Annotated in this window: 14 protein-coding genes; 11 read left to right on the top strand and 3 right to left on the bottom strand. The window is 64.8% G+C overall.

The genetic code is table 11. From position 1 onward, the window contains the following. Window positions 1–76 precede the first annotated feature (76 nt). From QA649_RS32785 to QA649_RS32755, 7 genes are all read left to right on the top strand, one after another. Window positions 77–505: a globin family protein gene (locus tag QA649_RS32785; RefSeq protein ID WP_026312849.1), complete on the top strand. Its 429-nt coding sequence runs from the start codon at window positions 77–79 to the stop codon at window positions 503–505. A 10-nt stretch (window positions 506–515) separates the two neighbouring features. Then, a complete protein-coding gene (locus tag QA649_RS32780) occupies window positions 516–1,733 on the top strand; it encodes an FAD-dependent oxidoreductase (RefSeq protein ID WP_283020838.1) in 1,218 nt (405 codons plus the stop codon). 1 nt (window position 1,734) lies between these two features. After that, the gene (locus QA649_RS32775; protein WP_283020837.1) at window positions 1,735–4,440 is read left to right on the top strand and encodes a nitrate reductase; all 2,706 of its coding nucleotides are present in this window, start codon (window positions 1,735–1,737) and stop codon (window positions 4,438–4,440) included. Window positions 4,441–4,803: 363 nt separating this feature from the next. After that, the gene (locus QA649_RS32770; protein WP_283026153.1) at window positions 4,804–5,700 is read left to right on the top strand and encodes an SMP-30/gluconolactonase/LRE family protein; all 897 of its coding nucleotides are present in this window, start codon (window positions 4,804–4,806) and stop codon (window positions 5,698–5,700) included. A gap of 164 nt (window positions 5,701–5,864) precedes the next feature. Continuing rightward, the gene (locus QA649_RS32765) at window positions 5,865–6,704 is read left to right on the top strand and encodes an aldo/keto reductase (protein ID WP_283020836.1); all 840 of its coding nucleotides are present in this window, start codon (window positions 5,865–5,867) and stop codon (window positions 6,702–6,704) included. Between the two features lie 188 nt (window positions 6,705–6,892). Next, window positions 6,893–7,834, top strand: coding sequence for a DMT family transporter (locus QA649_RS32760; RefSeq protein ID WP_260424310.1), 942 nt, complete (start codon window positions 6,893–6,895; stop codon window positions 7,832–7,834). A 60-nt stretch (window positions 7,835–7,894) separates the two neighbouring features. Beyond that, window positions 7,895–8,974 carry a zinc-binding dehydrogenase gene (locus QA649_RS32755; protein ID WP_283020835.1) on the top strand — a complete coding sequence of 360 codons (1,080 nt, stop codon included), beginning with the start codon at window positions 7,895–7,897 and terminating at the stop codon, window positions 8,972–8,974. A 155-nt stretch (window positions 8,975–9,129) separates the two neighbouring features. On the opposite strand, the gene ppk2 is transcribed toward QA649_RS32755, so the two are convergent. After that, window positions 9,130–10,044, bottom strand: a complete 915-nt coding sequence (ppk2, locus tag QA649_RS32750; RefSeq protein WP_283020834.1) for a polyphosphate kinase 2 — start codon at window positions 10,042–10,044, stop codon at window positions 9,130–9,132. Between the two features lie 87 nt (window positions 10,045–10,131). Next, on the bottom strand, window positions 10,132–10,593 hold the full coding sequence (locus QA649_RS32745; protein ID WP_283020833.1) for an Lrp/AsnC family transcriptional regulator: 462 nt from the start codon (window positions 10,591–10,593) through the stop codon (window positions 10,132–10,134). Window positions 10,594–10,729: 136 nt separating this feature from the next. Between QA649_RS32745 and QA649_RS32740 the strand changes: the two genes are divergently transcribed. Next, window positions 10,730–13,093, top strand: coding sequence for a transketolase (locus tag QA649_RS32740; protein WP_283020832.1), 2,364 nt, complete (start codon window positions 10,730–10,732; stop codon window positions 13,091–13,093). Window positions 13,094–13,289: 196 nt separating this feature from the next. After that, on the top strand, window positions 13,290–14,720 hold the full coding sequence (locus tag QA649_RS32735; RefSeq protein ID WP_283020831.1) for an aldehyde dehydrogenase family protein: 1,431 nt from the start codon (window positions 13,290–13,292) through the stop codon (window positions 14,718–14,720). Between the two features lie 353 nt (window positions 14,721–15,073). On the opposite strand, the gene QA649_RS32730 is transcribed toward QA649_RS32735, so the two are convergent. Then, entirely contained in the window at window positions 15,074–16,051 is a 978-nt protein-coding gene (locus QA649_RS32730; protein ID WP_283020830.1) for an SMP-30/gluconolactonase/LRE family protein, read from the bottom strand. 89 nt (window positions 16,052–16,140) lie between these two features. Between QA649_RS32730 and QA649_RS32725 the strand changes: the two genes are divergently transcribed. Further along, a complete protein-coding gene (locus QA649_RS32725) occupies window positions 16,141–16,965 on the top strand; it encodes an NAD(P)-dependent oxidoreductase (RefSeq protein WP_283020829.1) in 825 nt (274 codons plus the stop codon). Window positions 16,966–17,209: 244 nt separating this feature from the next. Continuing rightward, window positions 17,210–17,506, top strand: coding sequence for a hypothetical protein (locus tag QA649_RS32720; RefSeq protein ID WP_283020828.1), 297 nt, complete (start codon window positions 17,210–17,212; stop codon window positions 17,504–17,506). The last annotated feature ends 134 nt before the right edge of the window (window positions 17,507–17,640 follow it).

Below are 17,640 nucleotides of genomic sequence, written 5' to 3'. Positions count from 1 at the left end.
TCTGATGACGTTTGACCCATGAACCTTGTCCGCAACGGCGCGGACAAAGGCAGACCGAAACAGACAGGAGAACATCATGACGCCCGAACAGATTACCCTCATTCAGCAGAGCTTCGCCAAGGTCGCTCCGATCTCGGAGCAGGCCGCGGTGCTGTTCTACGACCGCCTGTTCGAGGTGGCGCCACCGGTGCGCGCGATGTTTCCCGAAGACATGACCGAGCAGCGCAAGAAGCTGATGGGCATGCTCGCCGCCGTGGTCGGCGGCCTGTCGAACCTCGAGACGATTCTTCCCGCGGCCTCGGCGCTCGCCAAGCGTCATGTCGCCTATGGCGCCAAGGCCGAGCACTATCCCGTGGTCGGTGCGACCTTGCTGTGGACCCTCGAGAAGGGTCTTGGCGAAGCCTGGACGCCCGAACTCGCTGCCGCCTGGACCGACGCCTACGGCGTGCTGTCCGGCTACATGATGTCCGAGGCCTACGGCGCACAGGCGCAGGCCGCCGAATAGGAGATGCCTTGTGAGTGAACCGCTGGTCATCGTCGGTAACGGTATGGCGGCCGCGCGGCTTGTCGATGAACTCGCCAAGACCGCACTCGGCCGCTACGCGGTTGCCGTCATCGGCGATGAGCCGCGGCTCGCATACAATCGCGTGCTGCTCTCCTCCGTGCTGGCCGGTGAAACCGGCTCGCACGAGATCGAGCTCAGGCCGGCCGACTGGTGGCGCCATCGCGGCGTCACGGTGCGCTACGGCTATCGCGTCACCGAGATCGACACCGGCCGCCGCGAGCTCAAGATCGCGGGCGAAGAGAGCATGGAATATTCCAAGCTCGTGCTTGCGACCGGCTCGACGCCGTTGCGGCTCAACGTGCCGGGCGCCGATCTCGCCGGCGTGCACACGTTTCGCGATACGCGCGACGTCGACCTGCTGCTGACGCTGGCCGCGGCGAAGAAGCGCGTCGTCGTGGTCGGCGGCGGCCTGCTCGGCCTGGAAGCCGCCTATGGCCTCGCCAAGGCCGGGGCGCCGGTGACGCTGCTGCATCTGATGGACCGGCTGATGGAGCGTCAGCTCGATGCGCCCGCGGCCGACCTGCTCAAGACTCTGGTCGAGCGCAAGGGCATCCGCGTCCTGCTCAATGCCAGCACGAAGTGCATCCATGGTGACGGCGACGTCGAAGCCGTCGAGCTTGCCGACGGCAGCCGCATCGAAGCTGATGCGGTGATCTTCGCCGCCGGCATCAAGCCGAACGTCGCGCTGGCGAAAGAGGCGGGGATCGCGGTCAATCGCGGCGTCGTCGTCAACGATGTGATGCAGACCTCCTCGTCCGACATTTTCGCGCTCGGCGAATGCGCCGAGCATCGCGGCACCTGCTATGGCCTGGTCGAACCCGCTTATGAGCAGGCGCGCGTGCTGGCGCGGCATCTCGCCGGCCGGTCCGCCGCCTATCAGGGCAGCGTGGTCTCGACCAACCTCAAGGTCTCCGGCGTCAGCGTGTTCTCTGCCGGCGACTTCATGGGCGGGGAGGGCAGCGAGAGCCTTGTGCTGTCCGACCGCAGGCGCGGCACCTATAAGAAACTCGTGATCGCCGACGGCCGGCTCACCGGCGCCGTTCTGATCGGCGATACCGTCGATGCGCTCTGGTATCTCGAGCTGATCCGCAATCGCGACAAGGTCGCGGCGATCCGCACCGACATGATGTTCGGCCGTGCGCTCGCGTTGCCTTCGAAAGCGGCTTGATATGACGGCGATCGACCCGAACCTCCGCACCACGAAAACGACCTGCCCCTATTGCGGCGTCGGTTGCGGCGTGCTGGCAACGCCGGACGGCAAGGGCGGTGCGGCAATCGCGGGCGATCCTGACCATCCCGCCAATTTCGGCCGGCTGTGCTCGAAGGGTTCGGCGCTCGGCGAGACCGTCGGGCTCGAGAGCCGGCTGCTCTATCCGATGATCCGCTGCAAGGGCGTGCTGGAGCGTGTCGCCTGGAGCGATGCGCTCGATCATGTTGCCCATCGCATGCAGCACATCGTGGCCCGCGATGGCGCCGATGCGGTCGCGTTCTATCTCTCCGGCCAGCTCCTCACCGAGGACTATTACGTCGCCAACAAGCTGATGAAGGGCTTTGTCGGCACGGCGAACGTCGACACCAATTCGCGGCTCTGCATGTCGTCCTCGGTCGCCGGCCATCGCCGCGCCTTCGGCGCCGACACGGTGCCCGGCTGTTACGAGGATCTCGATCAGGCCGATCTGCTGGTCTTCGTCGGCTCGAACGCAGCCTGGTGCCATCCGGTGCTGTTCCAGCGCATGCTGAAGAACCGCGGGGAGCGCGGCGCGCGCATGATCGTGATCGATCCGCGCCGCACCGACACCGCGAGCGACGTCGATCTGTTCCTCGGCCTCAAGCCCGGCACCGACACCGCGCTGTTCTCCGGCCTGTTCGTCCATCTCGCCGACAATGGCGCGCTGGACCAGGACTACATCGCTGAGAATACCAGCGGTTTCGACGACGCGCTCGCGCGCGCGCGCAACATCGCCGGCAGCGTCGCTGCGACCGCGCTTGCTACCGGCCTCTCCGAGCAGGACGTCGCCACCTTCTTCAAGATGTTCCGCGACACCGAAAAGGTCGTCACGCTCTACTCGCAAGGGGTGAACCAGTCGGCGCAGGGCACCGACAAGGTCAATGCGATCCTGAACTGCCATCTCGCGACGGGCCGCATCGGCAAGCCCGGTGCCTCGCCGTTCTCGCTCACCGGCCAGCCCAACGCGATGGGCGGTCGCGAGGTCGGCGGCCTCGCCAATATGCTCGCCGCGCATATGGGCTTCACACCGCCCGACATCGACCGTGTCAGGCGGTTCTGGAAGGCGCCGCGCATCGCCACACATGAGGGCCTGAAGGCGGTGCAGCTGTTCGAGGCGATCAACCGCGGCGAGATCAAGGCGCTCTGGGTGATGGGCACCAACCCCGCGGTGTCGCTGCCCGATGCCGACTTCGTGCGCGAGGCGCTGAAGAAGCTCGAATTGTTCGTGGTGTCCGAGAACGTGCTCTCCAACGACACCGTCGAGGCCGGCCCGCATGTGCTGTTGCCTGCGCTCGCCTGGGGCGAGAAGTCAGGCACCGTGACCAATTCAGAACGGCGCATCTCGCGCCAGCGCTCGTTCCTGCCGGCGCCGGGCGAGGCGCGCCCCGATTGGTGGATTTTGAGCGAGACCGCAAAGCGCCTCGGCTTCGGCGACAGTTTTAATTACAAGTCCGCGGCCGACATTTTCCGCGAGCATGCCGCCCTCTCCGCTTTCGAGAACGACGGCAGCCGCGACTTCGACATCGGCGCGCTGACCACCCTATCGGACGAAGCCTTCGACGCGTTGAAGCCGGTGCAGTGGCCGTCGCGCGAAGGCGCTTCGCCGGGCGAGCGCTTCTTCGCGGACGGCGGCTTCTTCACCAATGACCGCAAGGGCCGCTTCATTGCGCCGGAGGTGCCCACGCTGCGCGGCGAGACCGGTCCGTCGCGCCCCCTTAGGCTCAACACCGGGCGCATCCGCGACCAGTGGCACACCATGACGCGCACCGGCCTCAGCCAGCGGCTGGGTGCGCATCTGCCCGAGCCGTTCGTCGAGATTCATCCCGATGACGCCGGCAAATACGGCATCGCCCACGACGGCTATGCCCGCATCACCACCGATTACGGCCAGTGCATCCTGAAAGCCGTCGTCAGCGAGGGACAGCAGCGCGGGACCCTGTTCGTGCCGATCCACTGGAGCGCGATGAATGCCTCGCACGGCCGCGTCGGCGCGCTGGTGCAGTCTTTCACCGATCCGTTCTCGGGCCAGCCGGAATCGAAGGCGACGCCGGCCGCGGTCGCGCCCTACGAATACGTCTTCCGCGGCTTCGCGCTGTCGCGCAAGCCGCTCGACCTGCCGCAGAACCTGTTGTGGACCCGCGTCACGGTGGCTGGCGGCTTCGGCTATCTCTTTGCCGACAACGCGGACCTCTCCCGCTGGCCAGCCTGGCTCGAGAGCGTTGCCGGCGAGGACGTTGCTGAATATCGCGACTTCGGCGGCGGCGTTTTCCGCGCGGCTTCGTTCGCTGGAGATCGAATCGAGACCTGCCTGTTCGTCGGACCCGCGCATGACGCCGGCGATTGGGAGGTGGTGAAGAGCCTGTTCGTCGCCGATCAGGTCACCGACGATCAGCGCCGCATGCTGCTGTCCGGCAAGTCCAGCGAGGGCGCCGCTTCGACCGGCCCGATCGTCTGCGCCTGCTTCGGCGTCGGCCGCGGCACCATCTGCGACACCATCGCTGGCGGTGCACGGACGGCAGCGGAGATCGGTGCCAAGCTGAAGGCCGGCACCAATTGCGGTTCCTGCATCCCCGAGCTGAAGCGCTTGATCGCGACGACGGAAGTCGCGCCGGCGAAGCAGGCAAAGGTCGCGAGCGCGGCGGGGTAGGCCCGTCTCTTCCATCGTCATTGCGAGCGTAGCGAAGCAATCCAGAGACTTTCCGCGGCGGGATTCTGGATTGCTTCGCTGCGCTCGCAATGACTGTGTTGATGCAGGCGTGCCGAAACCATGGTCTCGTGCCCCGGACGCAGCGCAGCGTCCCTTCGACGGTGCGCTGCAGAGCCGGGCCCATCCAACAGCAGAGTGTTTGGCTTTTCTGGGTCCCGGCTCTGCGCAGCAGCGTTTCACGCTGCAGCGCGTCCGGGACACGAGAGAGGTGGGGACGCAGCCATGCCCTCCGCCCAATCGACGCGACATCGATTGTCGCCTATGCTGCCGTGCGCTCACCCTCAACAATCAAAAAAAACAATGATGTACCTGGAAACGCCGCCGCGCCTGATCGAGACCAGGCTGTTCTCCGCGATGCCCGACAAATTCCGCCGCAAAGGCGAGCGGACCGATTGGGCTGACGCCAATCGCCCGGGCGTGCCGACGGACTCCTTCATCGAAGGCCCGTCGTTCGACAGGGACGGCAATCTCTATATCGTCGACATTCCCTTCGGCCGCATCTTCCGTATCGCACCGGACGGCGAATGGTCGCTGGCGATCGAATATGAGGGCTGGCCGAACGGACTCAAGATCGCAGCCGACGGCCGTATCCTGGTCGCCGACTACATGCATGGCATCATGGAGCTCGATGCGAAGGCCGGGCGCATCAAGCCGATCCTGACCGCGCGCAATTCGGAATCGTTCCGCGGCTGCAACGACCTGCATCTCGCCTCCAATGGCGACATCTATTTCACCGATCAGGGCCAGACCGGCCTGCACGATCCGAGCGGCCGGGTCTATCGTCTCGCACCAAATGGACGGCTCGACTGCCTGCTCGACACCGGCATCAGCCCGAACGGTCTCGTGCTCGATCCCACGGAGACGGTGCTGTTCGTCGCCATGACGCGCGACAACGCGGTGTGGCGGCTGCCGTTCATGAAGGACGGCAGCGTGTCGAAAGTCGGCCGCTTCTGCTCGCTGTTCGGCACCAGCGGGCCCGACGGCATGACCATGGATGCGAAGGGTCGCCTGTTCGTCGGCCATGCGTCCCTCGGACATGTTTTCGCGTTCGCGCCGAACGGGGAGCTGATCGCGCGGATCAAGTCGTGCGCAGGGCCGAACTGCACCAATCTCGCCATCGGTGGCGAAAACAGGGATCGACTCTATATCACGGAGTCTGCGACCGGCAGCGTGCTGGTGGCGGATATCGGCGGATTGTAGTTTCTTCGCCTCTCCCCGCTTGCGGGGAGAGGCCGACGCACGCAGTGCGGCGGGTGAGGGGGACTCTCAGCGAGTCCAACTGCCGGCGAATTTGCGGAAGCAGCCCCTCACCCCGACCCTCTCCCCGTAAGAATCGGGAGAGGGAGAGCAATATCGGAGAGAACATGAACACAAAACCCTTCGGCAAAACCAACGCCAACGTCTCCGTCATCGGGCAGGGCACCTGGTATCTCGACCATGGCGACCGCAAGCGCGCGATCGCCGCGCTTCAGCGTGGGCTCGATCTCGGCATGACCCACATCGACACCGCCGAGATGTATGGCGATGCCGAGCTCGTCATTGCGGATGCGATCGCGGGCCGCCGCGATGAAGTCTTCCTCGTCTCGAAGGTGCTGCCGAGCAACGCCTCGCGCCGTGGAACCATCACGGCGTGCGAGCGCTCGCTGAAGCGGCTGAAGACCGATCGGCTCGACTGCTATCTCCTGCACTGGCGTGGCTCCTATCCGCTGCAAGACACCGTTGCCGCGTTCGAGGAACTCGTGAAGGCCGGCAAGATCAAATCCTGGGGCGTCTCCAATTTCGATGCCGACGATCTCGACGAGATTCTCGCTGTCTCGGGCGAAGGGCGCATCGCCTGCAATCAGGTGCTCTATCATCTGAAGGAACGCGCGATCGAGCATGCGGTGATTCCGTGGTGCAAGCAGCATGGCGTCGCCGTCGTCGCCTATTCACCGTTCGGTCACGATGATTTCCCGGCCAGCAACAGCAAAGGCGGCGCCGTGCTCGCGCGCATCGCGGAGGCGCGACGCGCGACGCCGCGTCAGGTCGCGTTGAGCTTCCTCACCCGTGCGACTACGGTATCCGCGATCCCGAAGGCCTCATCCGCGGAACATGCTGCCGAGAATGCGGCGGCCGGTAATCTCGTGCTGACGAAAGAGGAGATTTCGGCGCTCGATGCGGCGTTTCCACGCGGTCCGAAGCCGCGCAGTCTGCCCATGCTGTAGTGCACAAACGCCCATTATTAATGGAGTATTGACGCGCGCGGCGATCAGCGCATATCGGCATCCTGTTTTCGGAAGTTGTGAAAGCGGCGCATTTGTCGTTTTTTACAAGCGCACTCGATTCGCATTTTTCCCGAGTTCCAGCCGTGACCCCGCCGCCAGCCGCAGCCGCAAGGCTCGATAGTATTTCCGTGCCCATGCCCGAGAAGAAGCATGTCGGCCGCCGCGCACCCGCGCGCGTCGATCATCCCTTCAAGGGCATCGCGCTGATCCTGCTCTCGACGGTATTTCTCGGCTGCTCCGACACCGCCGCGAAATATCTGTCGACCAGCCTGCCCTCGATCGAGATCACCTGGATCCGCTTTCTCACCTTCGCGCTGATCTTCACGCCGGTGATGCTGCGGTCCTCGCCGTATTACGCGATGCGCACCGATCGTCTCGGATTGCACGTGATGCGAGGCGCGGTGCTGCTCGGCTCCTCGCTGTTCTTCATCACGGGCCTCGGCTTCCTCCCGATCGCGGAGGCGTCGGCCACCGGCTTCGTCGCGCCGCTGTTCGTCACTGCGCTCTCGATCGTCTTCCTCGGCGAGAAGGTCGGCATGCGCCGCTGGTTCGCCACCGCGCTCGGCCTCGTCGGCGTGCTGATCATCCTGCGCCCGGGCACCAGCGCGTTTCATCCGGCGGCATTCTTCCCGGTCGTCTCGGCGGCCTGCTGGGCCGGCACGCTGATCTTGACGCGGATGATGAGCGGCCGTGAGGCCGTCGTCACCACCATGGCCTATTCCTCGCTGACCGGTCTTGCGATCCTCACCGCAATCGTGCCGTTCGTCTGGGTGACGCCGTCCTGGACCGCGATCGCGCTCGGCATCTTCATCGGCGTCGCCTCGACCGCGGGCCAGTGGATCGTCGTGCTGGCCTATCGCTACGGCGATGCCTCGGTGCTGGCGCCGTTCTCCTACTCGCAATTGTTGTGGGTCAGCATTCTCGGCTTCTTCATCTTCGGCGAGGTGCCGAGCATCTGGACCATCGTCGGTGCGGCCTTCATCGTCGCCAGCGGTCTCTACATCGCCCATCGCGAGCGCGTCCGCCGCGCCCAGCTCCTGGTGCTGGAAGAGCGTTCCCCGAACGCCTGACGCAATATCGCGCCCGCCGCTTCGTGCTATCAACGGCTCCAACAACACGGGAGGAGCCGGATGCGCGCCGCGATTTTCAGGGATGGTGAGATTGTCGTCGGCCAGATGGCGGATCCGAAGCCCGGTCCCGGCCAGGTTCTGGTCAGGACGCTCGCCTGCGGCATCTGCGGCTCCGACCTACATGCCCGCCAGCACGCTCCCCGCATGGTTGAGATGGCGAAGAAGACCGGACGCACGCCGATGGATTTGTCGCGCGATGTCGTGTTTGGTCACGAGTTCTGCTGCGAGATCGTCGATTACGGCCCGGGCACTGAACGTCGGCTCAAGCCGGGGACGCATGTCTGCTCGCTGCCCGCGCTGCTGACGCCGGAGGGCATCAAGGGCATCGGCTATTCCAACGAATTCGTCGGCGGCTATGCGGAAGCGATGCTGCTGAGCGAGCCGTTGTTGCTCGAGGTGCCCAATGGTCTCGCGCCGGAACACGCCGCGCTCACCGAGCCGCTGGCGGTCGGCGTTCACGCGGTGGCGAAGGCCAACATTCGCGGCGGCGAGGTGCCGCTGGTGATCGGCTGCGGCCCGGTCGGGCTCGCGGTGATCGCGGCGCTGAAGATCAGGGGCCTGCATCCGATCGTTGCCGCCGACTATTCGCCGGCGCGGCGCGCGCTCGCGGCAAAGCTCGGCGCCGACATCGTCGTCGATCCCAGGGTATCGCAGCCCTATACGACCTGGGCCGAGCATGCGCAGATGTCGGACGCGGAGAAGGCGGCGCGGCCGCCGTTCCAGGCCATGCTGCCGGCGCTCAAGCCCGCGATCATCTTCGAATGCGTCGGCGTGCCCGGCCTGTTGCAGCAGGTGTTCGAAGGCGCTCCGCGCGATGCGCGCATCGTCGTGGTCGGCGTCTGCATGGAGACCGACAGAAATGAGCCCATGCTCGGCATCATGAAGGAGCTGAACGTCCAGTACGTGCTCGGCTACACGCCGGATGAATTCGCAGCCTCACTGCGTCTGATCGCGGAAGGGCAGGTGGATGCCGCGGCCATGGTGACGGCGGAGGTCGGTATCGACGGTGTCGCAAAGGCGTTTGCCGATCTCGCCAATCCCGAGGCCCACACCAAGATCATCGTGCAGCCGTGGCGATAGCCGCTTGGTAGGTGCCGTAGGGTGGGCAAAGGCGCAAAGCGCCGTGCCCACCATGCGTCCGCGTTCGTAGTGGGAATGGTGGGCACGCTACGCTTTGCCCACCCTACGAGACCGGAGTTTGCGGCCATCCATGCAGGCCGAGTTCGTTCGCCCCCTCAATACTTCGCCGGCACGTACATCTCCGGCGGGACCGGGCCGCGGTGGTAGTCGGGGTTGCGCACGCGCGCCGGCAGCACCACCGGGACGCGCGCGACCTCCTGGTAGGGGATCTGGGTCAGGAGATGCGAGATGCAGTTGAGCCGGGCGCGCTTCTTGTCGACGGCATCGACGATCCACCACGGCGAGTCCGGCAGGTGCGTGTACTCCAGCATCGTCTCCTTGGCCTTGGTATAGGCCTCCCAGCGGCTGCGCGCCTCGACGTCCATTGGGCTCAGCTTCCACTGCTTGAGCGGATCCTTGATTCGCATGGTGAAGCGGAACTGCTGCTCGTCGTCGGTGATCGAGAACCAGTACTTGACCAGGATGATGCCGGAGCGGATCAGCATCCGCTCGAACTCCGGCACCGTCTTGAAGAACTCCTGGTACTCCTGCTCCGAGCAGAAGCCCATCACGCGCTCGACGCCGGCGCGGTTGTACCAGCTGCGGTCGAACAGCACGATCTCGCCGCCCGCCGGCAGGTGCGACACGTAGCGCTGGAAATACCATTGCGTGCGCTCGCGCTCGCTCGGCGCGGGCAGCGCGGCGACGCGGCAGATGCGCGGATTGAGGCGCTGGGTGATGCGCTTGATGACGCCGCCCTTGCCGGCGGAATCGCGGCCCTCGAACAGCACCACGACCTTTTTCTTCTCGCTCTGCACCCAGTCCTGGAGCTTGACCAGCTCGCCCTGAAGCCGCAGCAGCTCCCGGAAATAGAGCCTGCGATCGACCGTCGGGTTCAGCACATCCGTCTCGTCCAGAAGCTCGTCGAGACGGGCGTCGTCCAGCTCCATCTCCAGTTCCTCGTCGAGATCGTCGGCCATCTCCTGGATGATGCGCTCGCGCTTGGCGGTCTGGGCGGTGCGGTCTGTCATGGGTCCTGCTCTCGGCTTGGATACGAGTGGTCAACGACCATCAGCAGGGTTTGTTGCACCCATGTGACAGCGGTAGCTGGTGGACCGTCACACTGGCAGCGCGATCGAATATTTCACCTGGCTCAGTGCAAAGCTGGACTCGATGGAGGCGATGCCATCGAGCCGGGTCAGCTTGGTCTTCAGGAAGGTCTCGTATGAGGCGAGGTCGGCCGCCACCACGCGCAGCAGATAGTCACGGTTGCCGGTCATCAGGTAACATTCCAGCACCTCGTCCCATTTCGAGATGGCGCGGGCAAAGCGGTTGAGGTCCTCCTCCTTCTGCCGCGCCAGCTTGATCGAGATGAACACGCTGACGTGGAGGCCGAGCGCCTTCTGGTCGACGGTTGCCACATAGCGCGAGATGACGCCGCGCTCCTCCAGCAGCTTGACCCGGCGATGACAGGGCGAGACCGAAAGCCCGACCTTGTCGGCGAGCTCCTGCATGGTCAAACGGCTGTCGTTCTGGAGGTAGCTGAGGATCTTGCGGTCGATGGTGTCGAGCTCGGGCATTGGGATGGAACCTGTTTTCGGCGGGCTATGTTGGTAAAATATCCCAATATTTGGAGGTATGGCGCGAAAAATTGAGAAGTTTGGCGCCAGCCGCAGGCGTATCATCGTCAGAACCTGTTTCCGGGAGCGCATTGCCATGCCCGTCGATTCCGCCCGCCTCGACACGTTGACCGCTCTCAGCCGCAAGGCGCTGTGGCTGTCGTCCTGGACCATCCACCACGCCAATCACATCCGCCCCAATGCGGACGGTCTCAAGGTCGGGGGACACCAGGCCTCGTCCGCCTCGCTCGCGACCATCATGTCGGCGCTGTATTTCCATGTGCTGCGGCCCGAGGACCGCGTCGCGGTGAAGCCGCATGCGAGCCCGGTGTTCCACGCCATCCAGTATCTGTTCGGCCGGCAGAGCCGCGAGAAGCTCGAGAACTTTCGCGGCTTCAAGGGCGCGCAGTCCTATCCCTCGCGCACCAAGGACGTCGATGACGTCGATTTCTCGACCGGCTCGGTCGGCCTCGGCGTCGCGCAGACGCTGTTCGCTTCGCTGGTGCAAGACTACGTCAAGGCGCATGGCTGGATGAAGGACCGCCGCGAAGGGCGGATGATTGCCCTCGTCGGCGATGCCGAGATGGACGAGGGCAACATTTTCGAGGCCCTGGCAGAAGGGTGGAAGCACGGCCTGCGCAACACCTGGTGGGTGGTCGACTATAACCGCCAGTCGCTCGATGCCGTCGTGCGCGAAGGGCTGTGGGAAAAGTTCGAGACCATGTTCCGCAATTTCGGCTGGGACGTCGTCATCGTGAAATACGGCCGGCTGATGCGCGAGGCCTTTGCCGAGCCCGGCGGCGAGGCGCTGAAGCGCTGGATCGACAATTGCCCGAACGCGCTCTACGCGGCGCTGTGCTTCCAGGGCGGTGCGGCCTTCAGAAAACATCTGCACGACGAGATCGGCGATCAAGGGCCGATCACCAAGCTGATCGACAAGCGCAGCGACGAGGAGCTGCTGGCGCTGATGTCGAATCTCGGCGGTCACGACATGGAGAGCATGCTGGAGGCGTTCGAATCCATCGATCACGACCGCCCGGTCTGCTTCATCGCCTACACCATCAAGGGCGTCGGCCTACCGTTCCAGGGACACAAGGACAACCACGCCGGCCTGATGACGGTCGCGCAGATGGAGAAATATCGCGACAGCCAGAACATCCGTCCCGGGCACGAATGGGACAAGTACGAGGGGCTCGCGCAATCCGCCGCCGAACTGGATGCCTTCCTTGCAAACGTGCCGTTCAACCAGGACGGCCGCCGGCTGACCGCGCCTGTCATCGAGGTGCCCGCGCAGCTCAGCTTCAAGCCGTCGCCGCAGATGTCGACCCAGCAGGGTTTTGGCCTCGTGCTGAACGAGATCGCCCGCGGCGATAGCGAGCTGGCAAAACGTATCGTCACGACCTCGCCTGATGTCACCGTCTCGACCAATCTCGGTCCCTGGGTGAATCGCCGCGGACTGTTCGCGCGCGCCGAGAAGGCGGACTTATTCCGCAGCGAGAAAATTCCCTCGACCTACAACTGGGACGCCTCGCCCAAGGGCCAGCATCTCGAGCTCGGCATTGCCGAGATGAACCTGTTCATCATGCTCTCCGCGCTCGGCCTGTCGCACCAGATCAACGGCGCGCGGCTGTTGCCGGTCGGCACGCTCTACGACCCCTTCATCGAGCGCGGCCTCGATGCGCTGAACTATGCCTGCTATCAGGATGCGCGCTTCATGGTCGCGGCGACGCCCTCAGGCATCACGCTTGCACCGGAAGGCGGCGCGCACCAGTCGATTGCGACGCCCCTGATCGGCATGGCGCAGGACGGGCTCGCCTCGTTTGAGCCGGCCTTCGTCGACGAGCTCGCCGTGATCATGGGCTGGGGCTTCGACCACATGCAGCGCAATCCGGGCGAGGGCGGTTCCGTTTACCTGCGCCTCTCCACGCGCAGCATCGAGCAGGCGCAGCGGATCGTGACGGGCGAGCTTGCGCAGGGCATCACCGACGGCGCCTATTGGCTGCGCAAGCCCGGCCCGAATGCCGAGGTCGTGATCGCCTATACCGGCGCGGTCGCGCCGGAGGCGATCGAGGCGACCGGCTTCATCGGCGAAAGCCGCCGCGACGTCGGCCTGCTCGCGATCACGTCGGCCGACCGCCTCCATGCGGGCTGGACCGCCGCACGGAAATTGCGGCGCGACCGGCGCGGCGTGCAGCACCTCAGCCACATCGAAAAACTGCTGGCGCCGCTGCCGCGCGACTGCGGCATCGTGACCGTGATCGACGGCCATCCCTCCGCGCTCGGCTGGCTCGGCAGCGTCCGCGGCCATCGCGTCGAGGCACTCGGCGTCGAGCAGTTCGGCCAGACCGGCAGCATCGCGGACCTTTATCGCCACTACGGCATCGATGCGAATGCGATCATCGATGCGGCCGAAAGCCTCACCACCGGCGCGCCGGTGCTGCATCGGAAGATGGCGGTGTAGTCGGGGTAACCGGCCGCATGGGCACGCCCCGCCGTTGTCGACGTTCATGGCCATCTTGCCTCGTTCCCGCCATCGGCTCATATAACCTCCGTCCGCCGCAACGCTGGCCCCGCATATGGCGGGTTCAATTGCCGGCGCTTTCGTGCAAGGATGCCTGCCGAAACGCCCCCTCCAAGCCCCCAAGAAGAGGTTAACGATGGTCAATCGCATGCAATTCTACATCGACGGCGCCTGGGTCGATCCCGCCGTCAAGAAGTCCACCGCCGTGGTCAATCCCGCGACGGAAGAGGCGATGTACGAGGTTGCGCTCGGCTCCAAGGCCGATGTCGACAAGGCCGTTGCCGCCGCCAAGCGCGCCTTCGCAACGTTCTCCCAGACCAGCCGCGAGGAGCGCGTCGCGCTGCTCTCGAAAGTCATCGAGGTCTACAAGGGCCGTCTCAAGGAGATCGGTGCCGCCGTCTCCGACGAGATGGGCGCCCCGTTGCCGATGGCGGAGAAGCTGCAGGCCGGTGCCGGCCTCGGCCATCTCATGACCACGCTCGACGTGCTCAAGAACTATCATTTCGAGGAGCCGATCGGCACCGCCATGGTGCTGCGCGAGCCGGTCGGCGTGGTCGGCATGATCACGCCCTGGAACTGGCCGCTCAACCAGATCGCCTGCAAGGTCGCGCCCGCGCTCGCGGCCGGCTGCACCATGATCCTGAAGCCCTCGGAGTTCACGCCGACCTCGGCGCTGATCTTCGCGGAAATCCTGCATGAAGCCGGCGTGCCGAAGGGCGTGTTCAACCTCGTCAACGGCCTCGGCCCCGAGGTCGGCGCCGCCATGAGCGAGCACCCCGATATCGACATGATCTCCTTCACCGGCTCGACCCGCGCCGGCATCGATGTGGCCAAGCGCGCCGCGCCGACCGTGAAGCGCGTCAGCCAGGAGCTCGGCGGCAAGTCGCCGAACGTCATCCTCGACGGCGCCGACCTCACGAAGGCGGTGACCGGCGGCGTGATGCACATGTTCAACAACTCCGGCCAGTCCTGCAACGCGCCCTCGCGCATGATCGTGCCGGCCTCGAAGATGAAGGAGGTCGCCGCGATCGCGAAGGCGGTCGCCGACAAGACCAAGGCCGGTGATCCCCGCGGCGAAGGCACCACCATCGGCCCGGTCGTCAACCGCGGCCAGTGGGACAAGATCCAGGCGCTGATCAAGAAGGGCATCGACGAGGGCGCAACCCTCGTTGCCGGCGGCCCGGGCCTGCCCGAGGGCGTCAACAAGGGCTTCTATGTCCGTCCGACCATCTTCGCCGACGTCACGCCCGAGATGACGATCGCGCGCGAAGAGATCTTCGGACCGGTGCTGACCATCCTCGGCGCCAAGGACGAAGCCGAAGCCGTGCAGATCGCCAACGACACGCCGTACGGTCTTGCCGGTTACGTCTCGGGCGCGACCGTCGAGGACGCCAAGCGCGTCGGCCGCCAGATCCGCGCCGGCAACGTCAACCTCCAGGGCGTGCCCAACGACCGCACCGCGCCGTTCGGCGGCTACAAGCAGTCGGGCAACGGCCGCGAGTGGGGCAAGTACGGCCTCGAGGATTTCCTCGAAGTGAAGGCCGTGGCCGGCTTCAACGCGGCGTAAGCTCTATCGCGTGAACAAAAATGACGCCGGAGCGGGCAACCGCTCCGGCGTTCTTATTTTCCGTCATTGCGAGCGAAGCGAAGCAATCCAGACTGTCTCCGCGGTGGGATTCTGGATTGCTTCGCTTCGCTCGCAATGACGGAGGAGAGACCTCGTAGGGTGGGCAAAGGAGCGTAGCGACGTGCCCACCACCTCGCGACGAGCAAGAAATGGTGGGCACGCTTTCGCTTTGCCCACCCTACGAGACCGTGCTCACGGCGGGAAAAGAATCGTACCCCGCATGGAGCGAAGCGAAATGCGGGGACACTTTCCCGGATGACGCTGTGCTCCACCCGGGCTACGGGAAAGCAGCGCTATCCCCCCAACGCCCCCTGCGTGTTCACATACAGCGCGTAGATCGACTGGCTCGCCGCCATGAACAGGCGGTTGCGCTTGACGCCGCCGAAGCAGAGATTGGCGCAGCGCTCCGGCAGCGCGATGCGGCCGATCATGACGCCGTCGGGCGCGAACACCACGACGCCGTCGAGCTCGGGATCGCCCATGCCCCAGCCGCACCAGAGATTGCCGTCGATGTCGCAGCGCATGCCGTCCGGCGTGCCCGGACCTGCATCGATGTGGACGCGCTTGTTCGAAATCGTGGTGCCCTCGGGCGAAACGTCATAGGCGAGGATTTTTCGGTTCGGCACGCCGCGGGATTCCACGACGTACAGAATCTTCTCGTCCGGCGAGAAGCACAGCCCGTTCGGCCCGAGCACGCCTTCGGCGACGATGGTTGCCTTGCCGGTCTCCGGATCGAGCCGGTAGACGTTCGGCTCGATCTCGGGCTCGGCCTTGTAGCCCTCGTAATTGCCGAGCAGGCCGAAGGTCGGATCGGTGAACCAGATTGAGCCGTCCGATTTAACAACGACATCGTTCGGCGAGTTCAACCGCTTGCCGTTGAATTGATCCATCAACACGGTGATGCTGCCGTCATATTCGGTGCGCACCATCCGCCGCCCGCCATGCTCGCAGGTGATCAGCCGGCCCTGGCGATCCCTGGTGTTGCCATTGGCGAAATTGGAAGGTTTGCGGAAGACGCTGACCGCGCCGGTCTCCTCCTCCCATTTGATGATGCGCTGGTTCGGGATGTCGCTGCAGAGCAGATAGCGCCCGTCGCCGAACCACACCGGACCCTCGGCCCAGCGCAGCCCGGTCGCCAGCCGCTCCACCGCCGACAGTTTCAGCCAGTATTTTTCGAAGCGTGGGTCCAATGCCCTGATCGCAGGATCGGGATAGTAGCTCGCCGGCTGCCAGCCTGGCCGCTCCTGGGGGTGGGACGATGCCTCATTCATGTCGGTTCTCTCGTTTCGTTCCCTCTGGACAATGCTGCTATCATTAGAGACACGTGACCGCAAATCGATCACCAACGGCGAGGGACAACATGCCGCGTATTTTGATGACGGGAGCTTCGGGCGGAATCGGCACGAGCCTGCGAAAACTGCTGCCGCCGATCTACCCGGATCTCCTGCTCTCCGACATCAAGCCGCCGGCCGATCTCGGCGCGAACGAGAAGTTCAAGGCGGCAGACCTCGCCGATCTCGCGCAATGCGAGGCGATCTGCGAGGGGGTCGACGGCATCATCCATTTCGGCGGCTATTCGGTTGAAGGTACCTGGGATCAGATCCTCCAGGCCAACATCATCGGCGGCTACAATCTGTTCGAGGCCGCCTACCGCAAGGGCGTCAAGCGCGTGGTGTTCGCCTCGTCGAACCACGCCGTCGGCTTCTATCCGCGTCACCACAAGATCGGCACCGACGTCACCCCGCGCCCCGACGGGCGCTACGGCGTCAGCAAGGTGTTCGGCGAAGCGGTCGGCGCGCTCTATGCCGACAAGCACGGGCTGAAGGTGACTTGCCTGCGCATCGGCAATTTCGGCGACATGCCGCTGGACCAGCGCCGGCTCGCGATCTGGCTCAAGCCCGACGACCTCGTGCAGCTTTGCCGCATCGGGCTCGAGCATCCCGACATCCATTTCGAGGTCTTCTACGGCGCCTCCCTCAACGAGCGCGCCTGGTGGGACAACCACCGCGCCTACGAGTTCGGCTATCGTCCCACCGGTCGCGCCGAGGATTTCCGCGAGCACGCGATGGCCGAGCAGGCCAAGCTGAAGCCGGATCCGGTCGGCGATTATTTCCAGGGCGGTACGTTCTGCAGCATGGAGTTCGACGCCGACCCATGCCGCATCATCGATTGGAAGAAGCGCTGAGGCTTGACGCGAACGCAGGTGCGCCCTCCCGGCTCGGCTTGCGGGGTCGGGAGAGGGGCACGATCGCGATGACGGCGGAGGTTTTGAACGGCCCCTTGCGTCTAACGTCTGTATTCACACCGTAGAGTTCCGGATTTCCGTTTTCGGAAATAGGCGTTCTATTGTCGGAACACGTGAAGCGTTTCTTCTATGCATTGCGTCGCGGAAGTGACCGCCTTTTCATTCTAGCGATTGTGGAAGCAAGATGCGCAAGATGGTTCTCTCAGGGGCCGCGGTGTTGACCGTCGTCCTCGTCGCGGCAGTATCCTGGCCCACGCCGCGCCCGGACGTGGAGCGTTTCGGGGACAGTGTCTACGAAACGATCTGGTTCTGGCGCATCCCGGCGTACGCCCACAATTCAGCCTGGAGCGTGCGCTGGATCTGGAACGATCCGCTGCGCGCACAGGCAAGATGCTGCCGGGCCACGCCGCAGCCGATCTCCGAACCGGGCCCGCAGGTTCCTCCGGCCAATCAGGCGATCGCGCGCCTGGCAGGCAGGTAAAACGGCCGCGTGGTTTCTGGTTGAAGTGCTGCATCACGCGCTGTGCCAGCTGGACGCACATGGTTCCGCAGATAGCTCGCATTTCTCTCAAATAAGTTCCTTGCTTTAAGCTTAACCAGAAACCTAATCCTCGA

Origin of the sequence: Bradyrhizobium sp. CB1717 (assembly GCF_029714325.1) — a bacterium.
GTDB lineage: Bacteria > Pseudomonadota > Alphaproteobacteria > Rhizobiales > Xanthobacteraceae > Bradyrhizobium.
The sequence above is the reverse complement of the archived record's forward strand: the minus strand, read 5'-3'. Positions and strand labels throughout refer to the sequence as shown.

What these genes read in the sequence shown, in the direction of transcription:
- ppk2 (WP_283020834.1), bottom strand. Translation starts at nt 10,044, where the DNA reads ATGACAGACCGCACCGCCCAGACCGCCAAGCGCGAGCGCATCATCCAG.
- QA649_RS32720 (WP_283020828.1), top strand. Translation starts at nt 17,210, where the DNA reads ATGCGCAAGATGGTTCTCTCAGGGGCCGCGGTGTTGACCGTCGTCCTC.
- QA649_RS32775 (WP_283020837.1), top strand. Translation starts at nt 1,735, where the DNA reads ATGACGGCGATCGACCCGAACCTCCGCACCACGAAAACGACCTGCCCC.
- QA649_RS32725 (WP_283020829.1), top strand. Translation starts at nt 16,141, where the DNA reads ATGCCGCGTATTTTGATGACGGGAGCTTCGGGCGGAATCGGCACGAGC.
- QA649_RS32730 (WP_283020830.1), bottom strand. Translation starts at nt 16,051, where the DNA reads ATGAATGAGGCATCGTCCCACCCCCAGGAGCGGCCAGGCTGGCAGCCG.
- QA649_RS32765 (WP_283020836.1), top strand. Translation starts at nt 5,865, where the DNA reads ATGAACACAAAACCCTTCGGCAAAACCAACGCCAACGTCTCCGTCATC.
- QA649_RS32785 (WP_026312849.1), top strand. Translation starts at nt 77, where the DNA reads ATGACGCCCGAACAGATTACCCTCATTCAGCAGAGCTTCGCCAAGGTC.
- QA649_RS32770 (WP_283026153.1), top strand. Translation starts at nt 4,804, where the DNA reads ATGTACCTGGAAACGCCGCCGCGCCTGATCGAGACCAGGCTGTTCTCC.
- QA649_RS32745 (WP_283020833.1), bottom strand. Translation starts at nt 10,593, where the DNA reads ATGCCCGAGCTCGACACCATCGACCGCAAGATCCTCAGCTACCTCCAG.
- QA649_RS32735 (WP_283020831.1), top strand. Translation starts at nt 13,290, where the DNA reads ATGGTCAATCGCATGCAATTCTACATCGACGGCGCCTGGGTCGATCCC.
- QA649_RS32740 (WP_283020832.1), top strand. Translation starts at nt 10,730, where the DNA reads ATGCCCGTCGATTCCGCCCGCCTCGACACGTTGACCGCTCTCAGCCGC.
- QA649_RS32755 (WP_283020835.1), top strand. Translation starts at nt 7,895, where the DNA reads ATGCGCGCCGCGATTTTCAGGGATGGTGAGATTGTCGTCGGCCAGATG.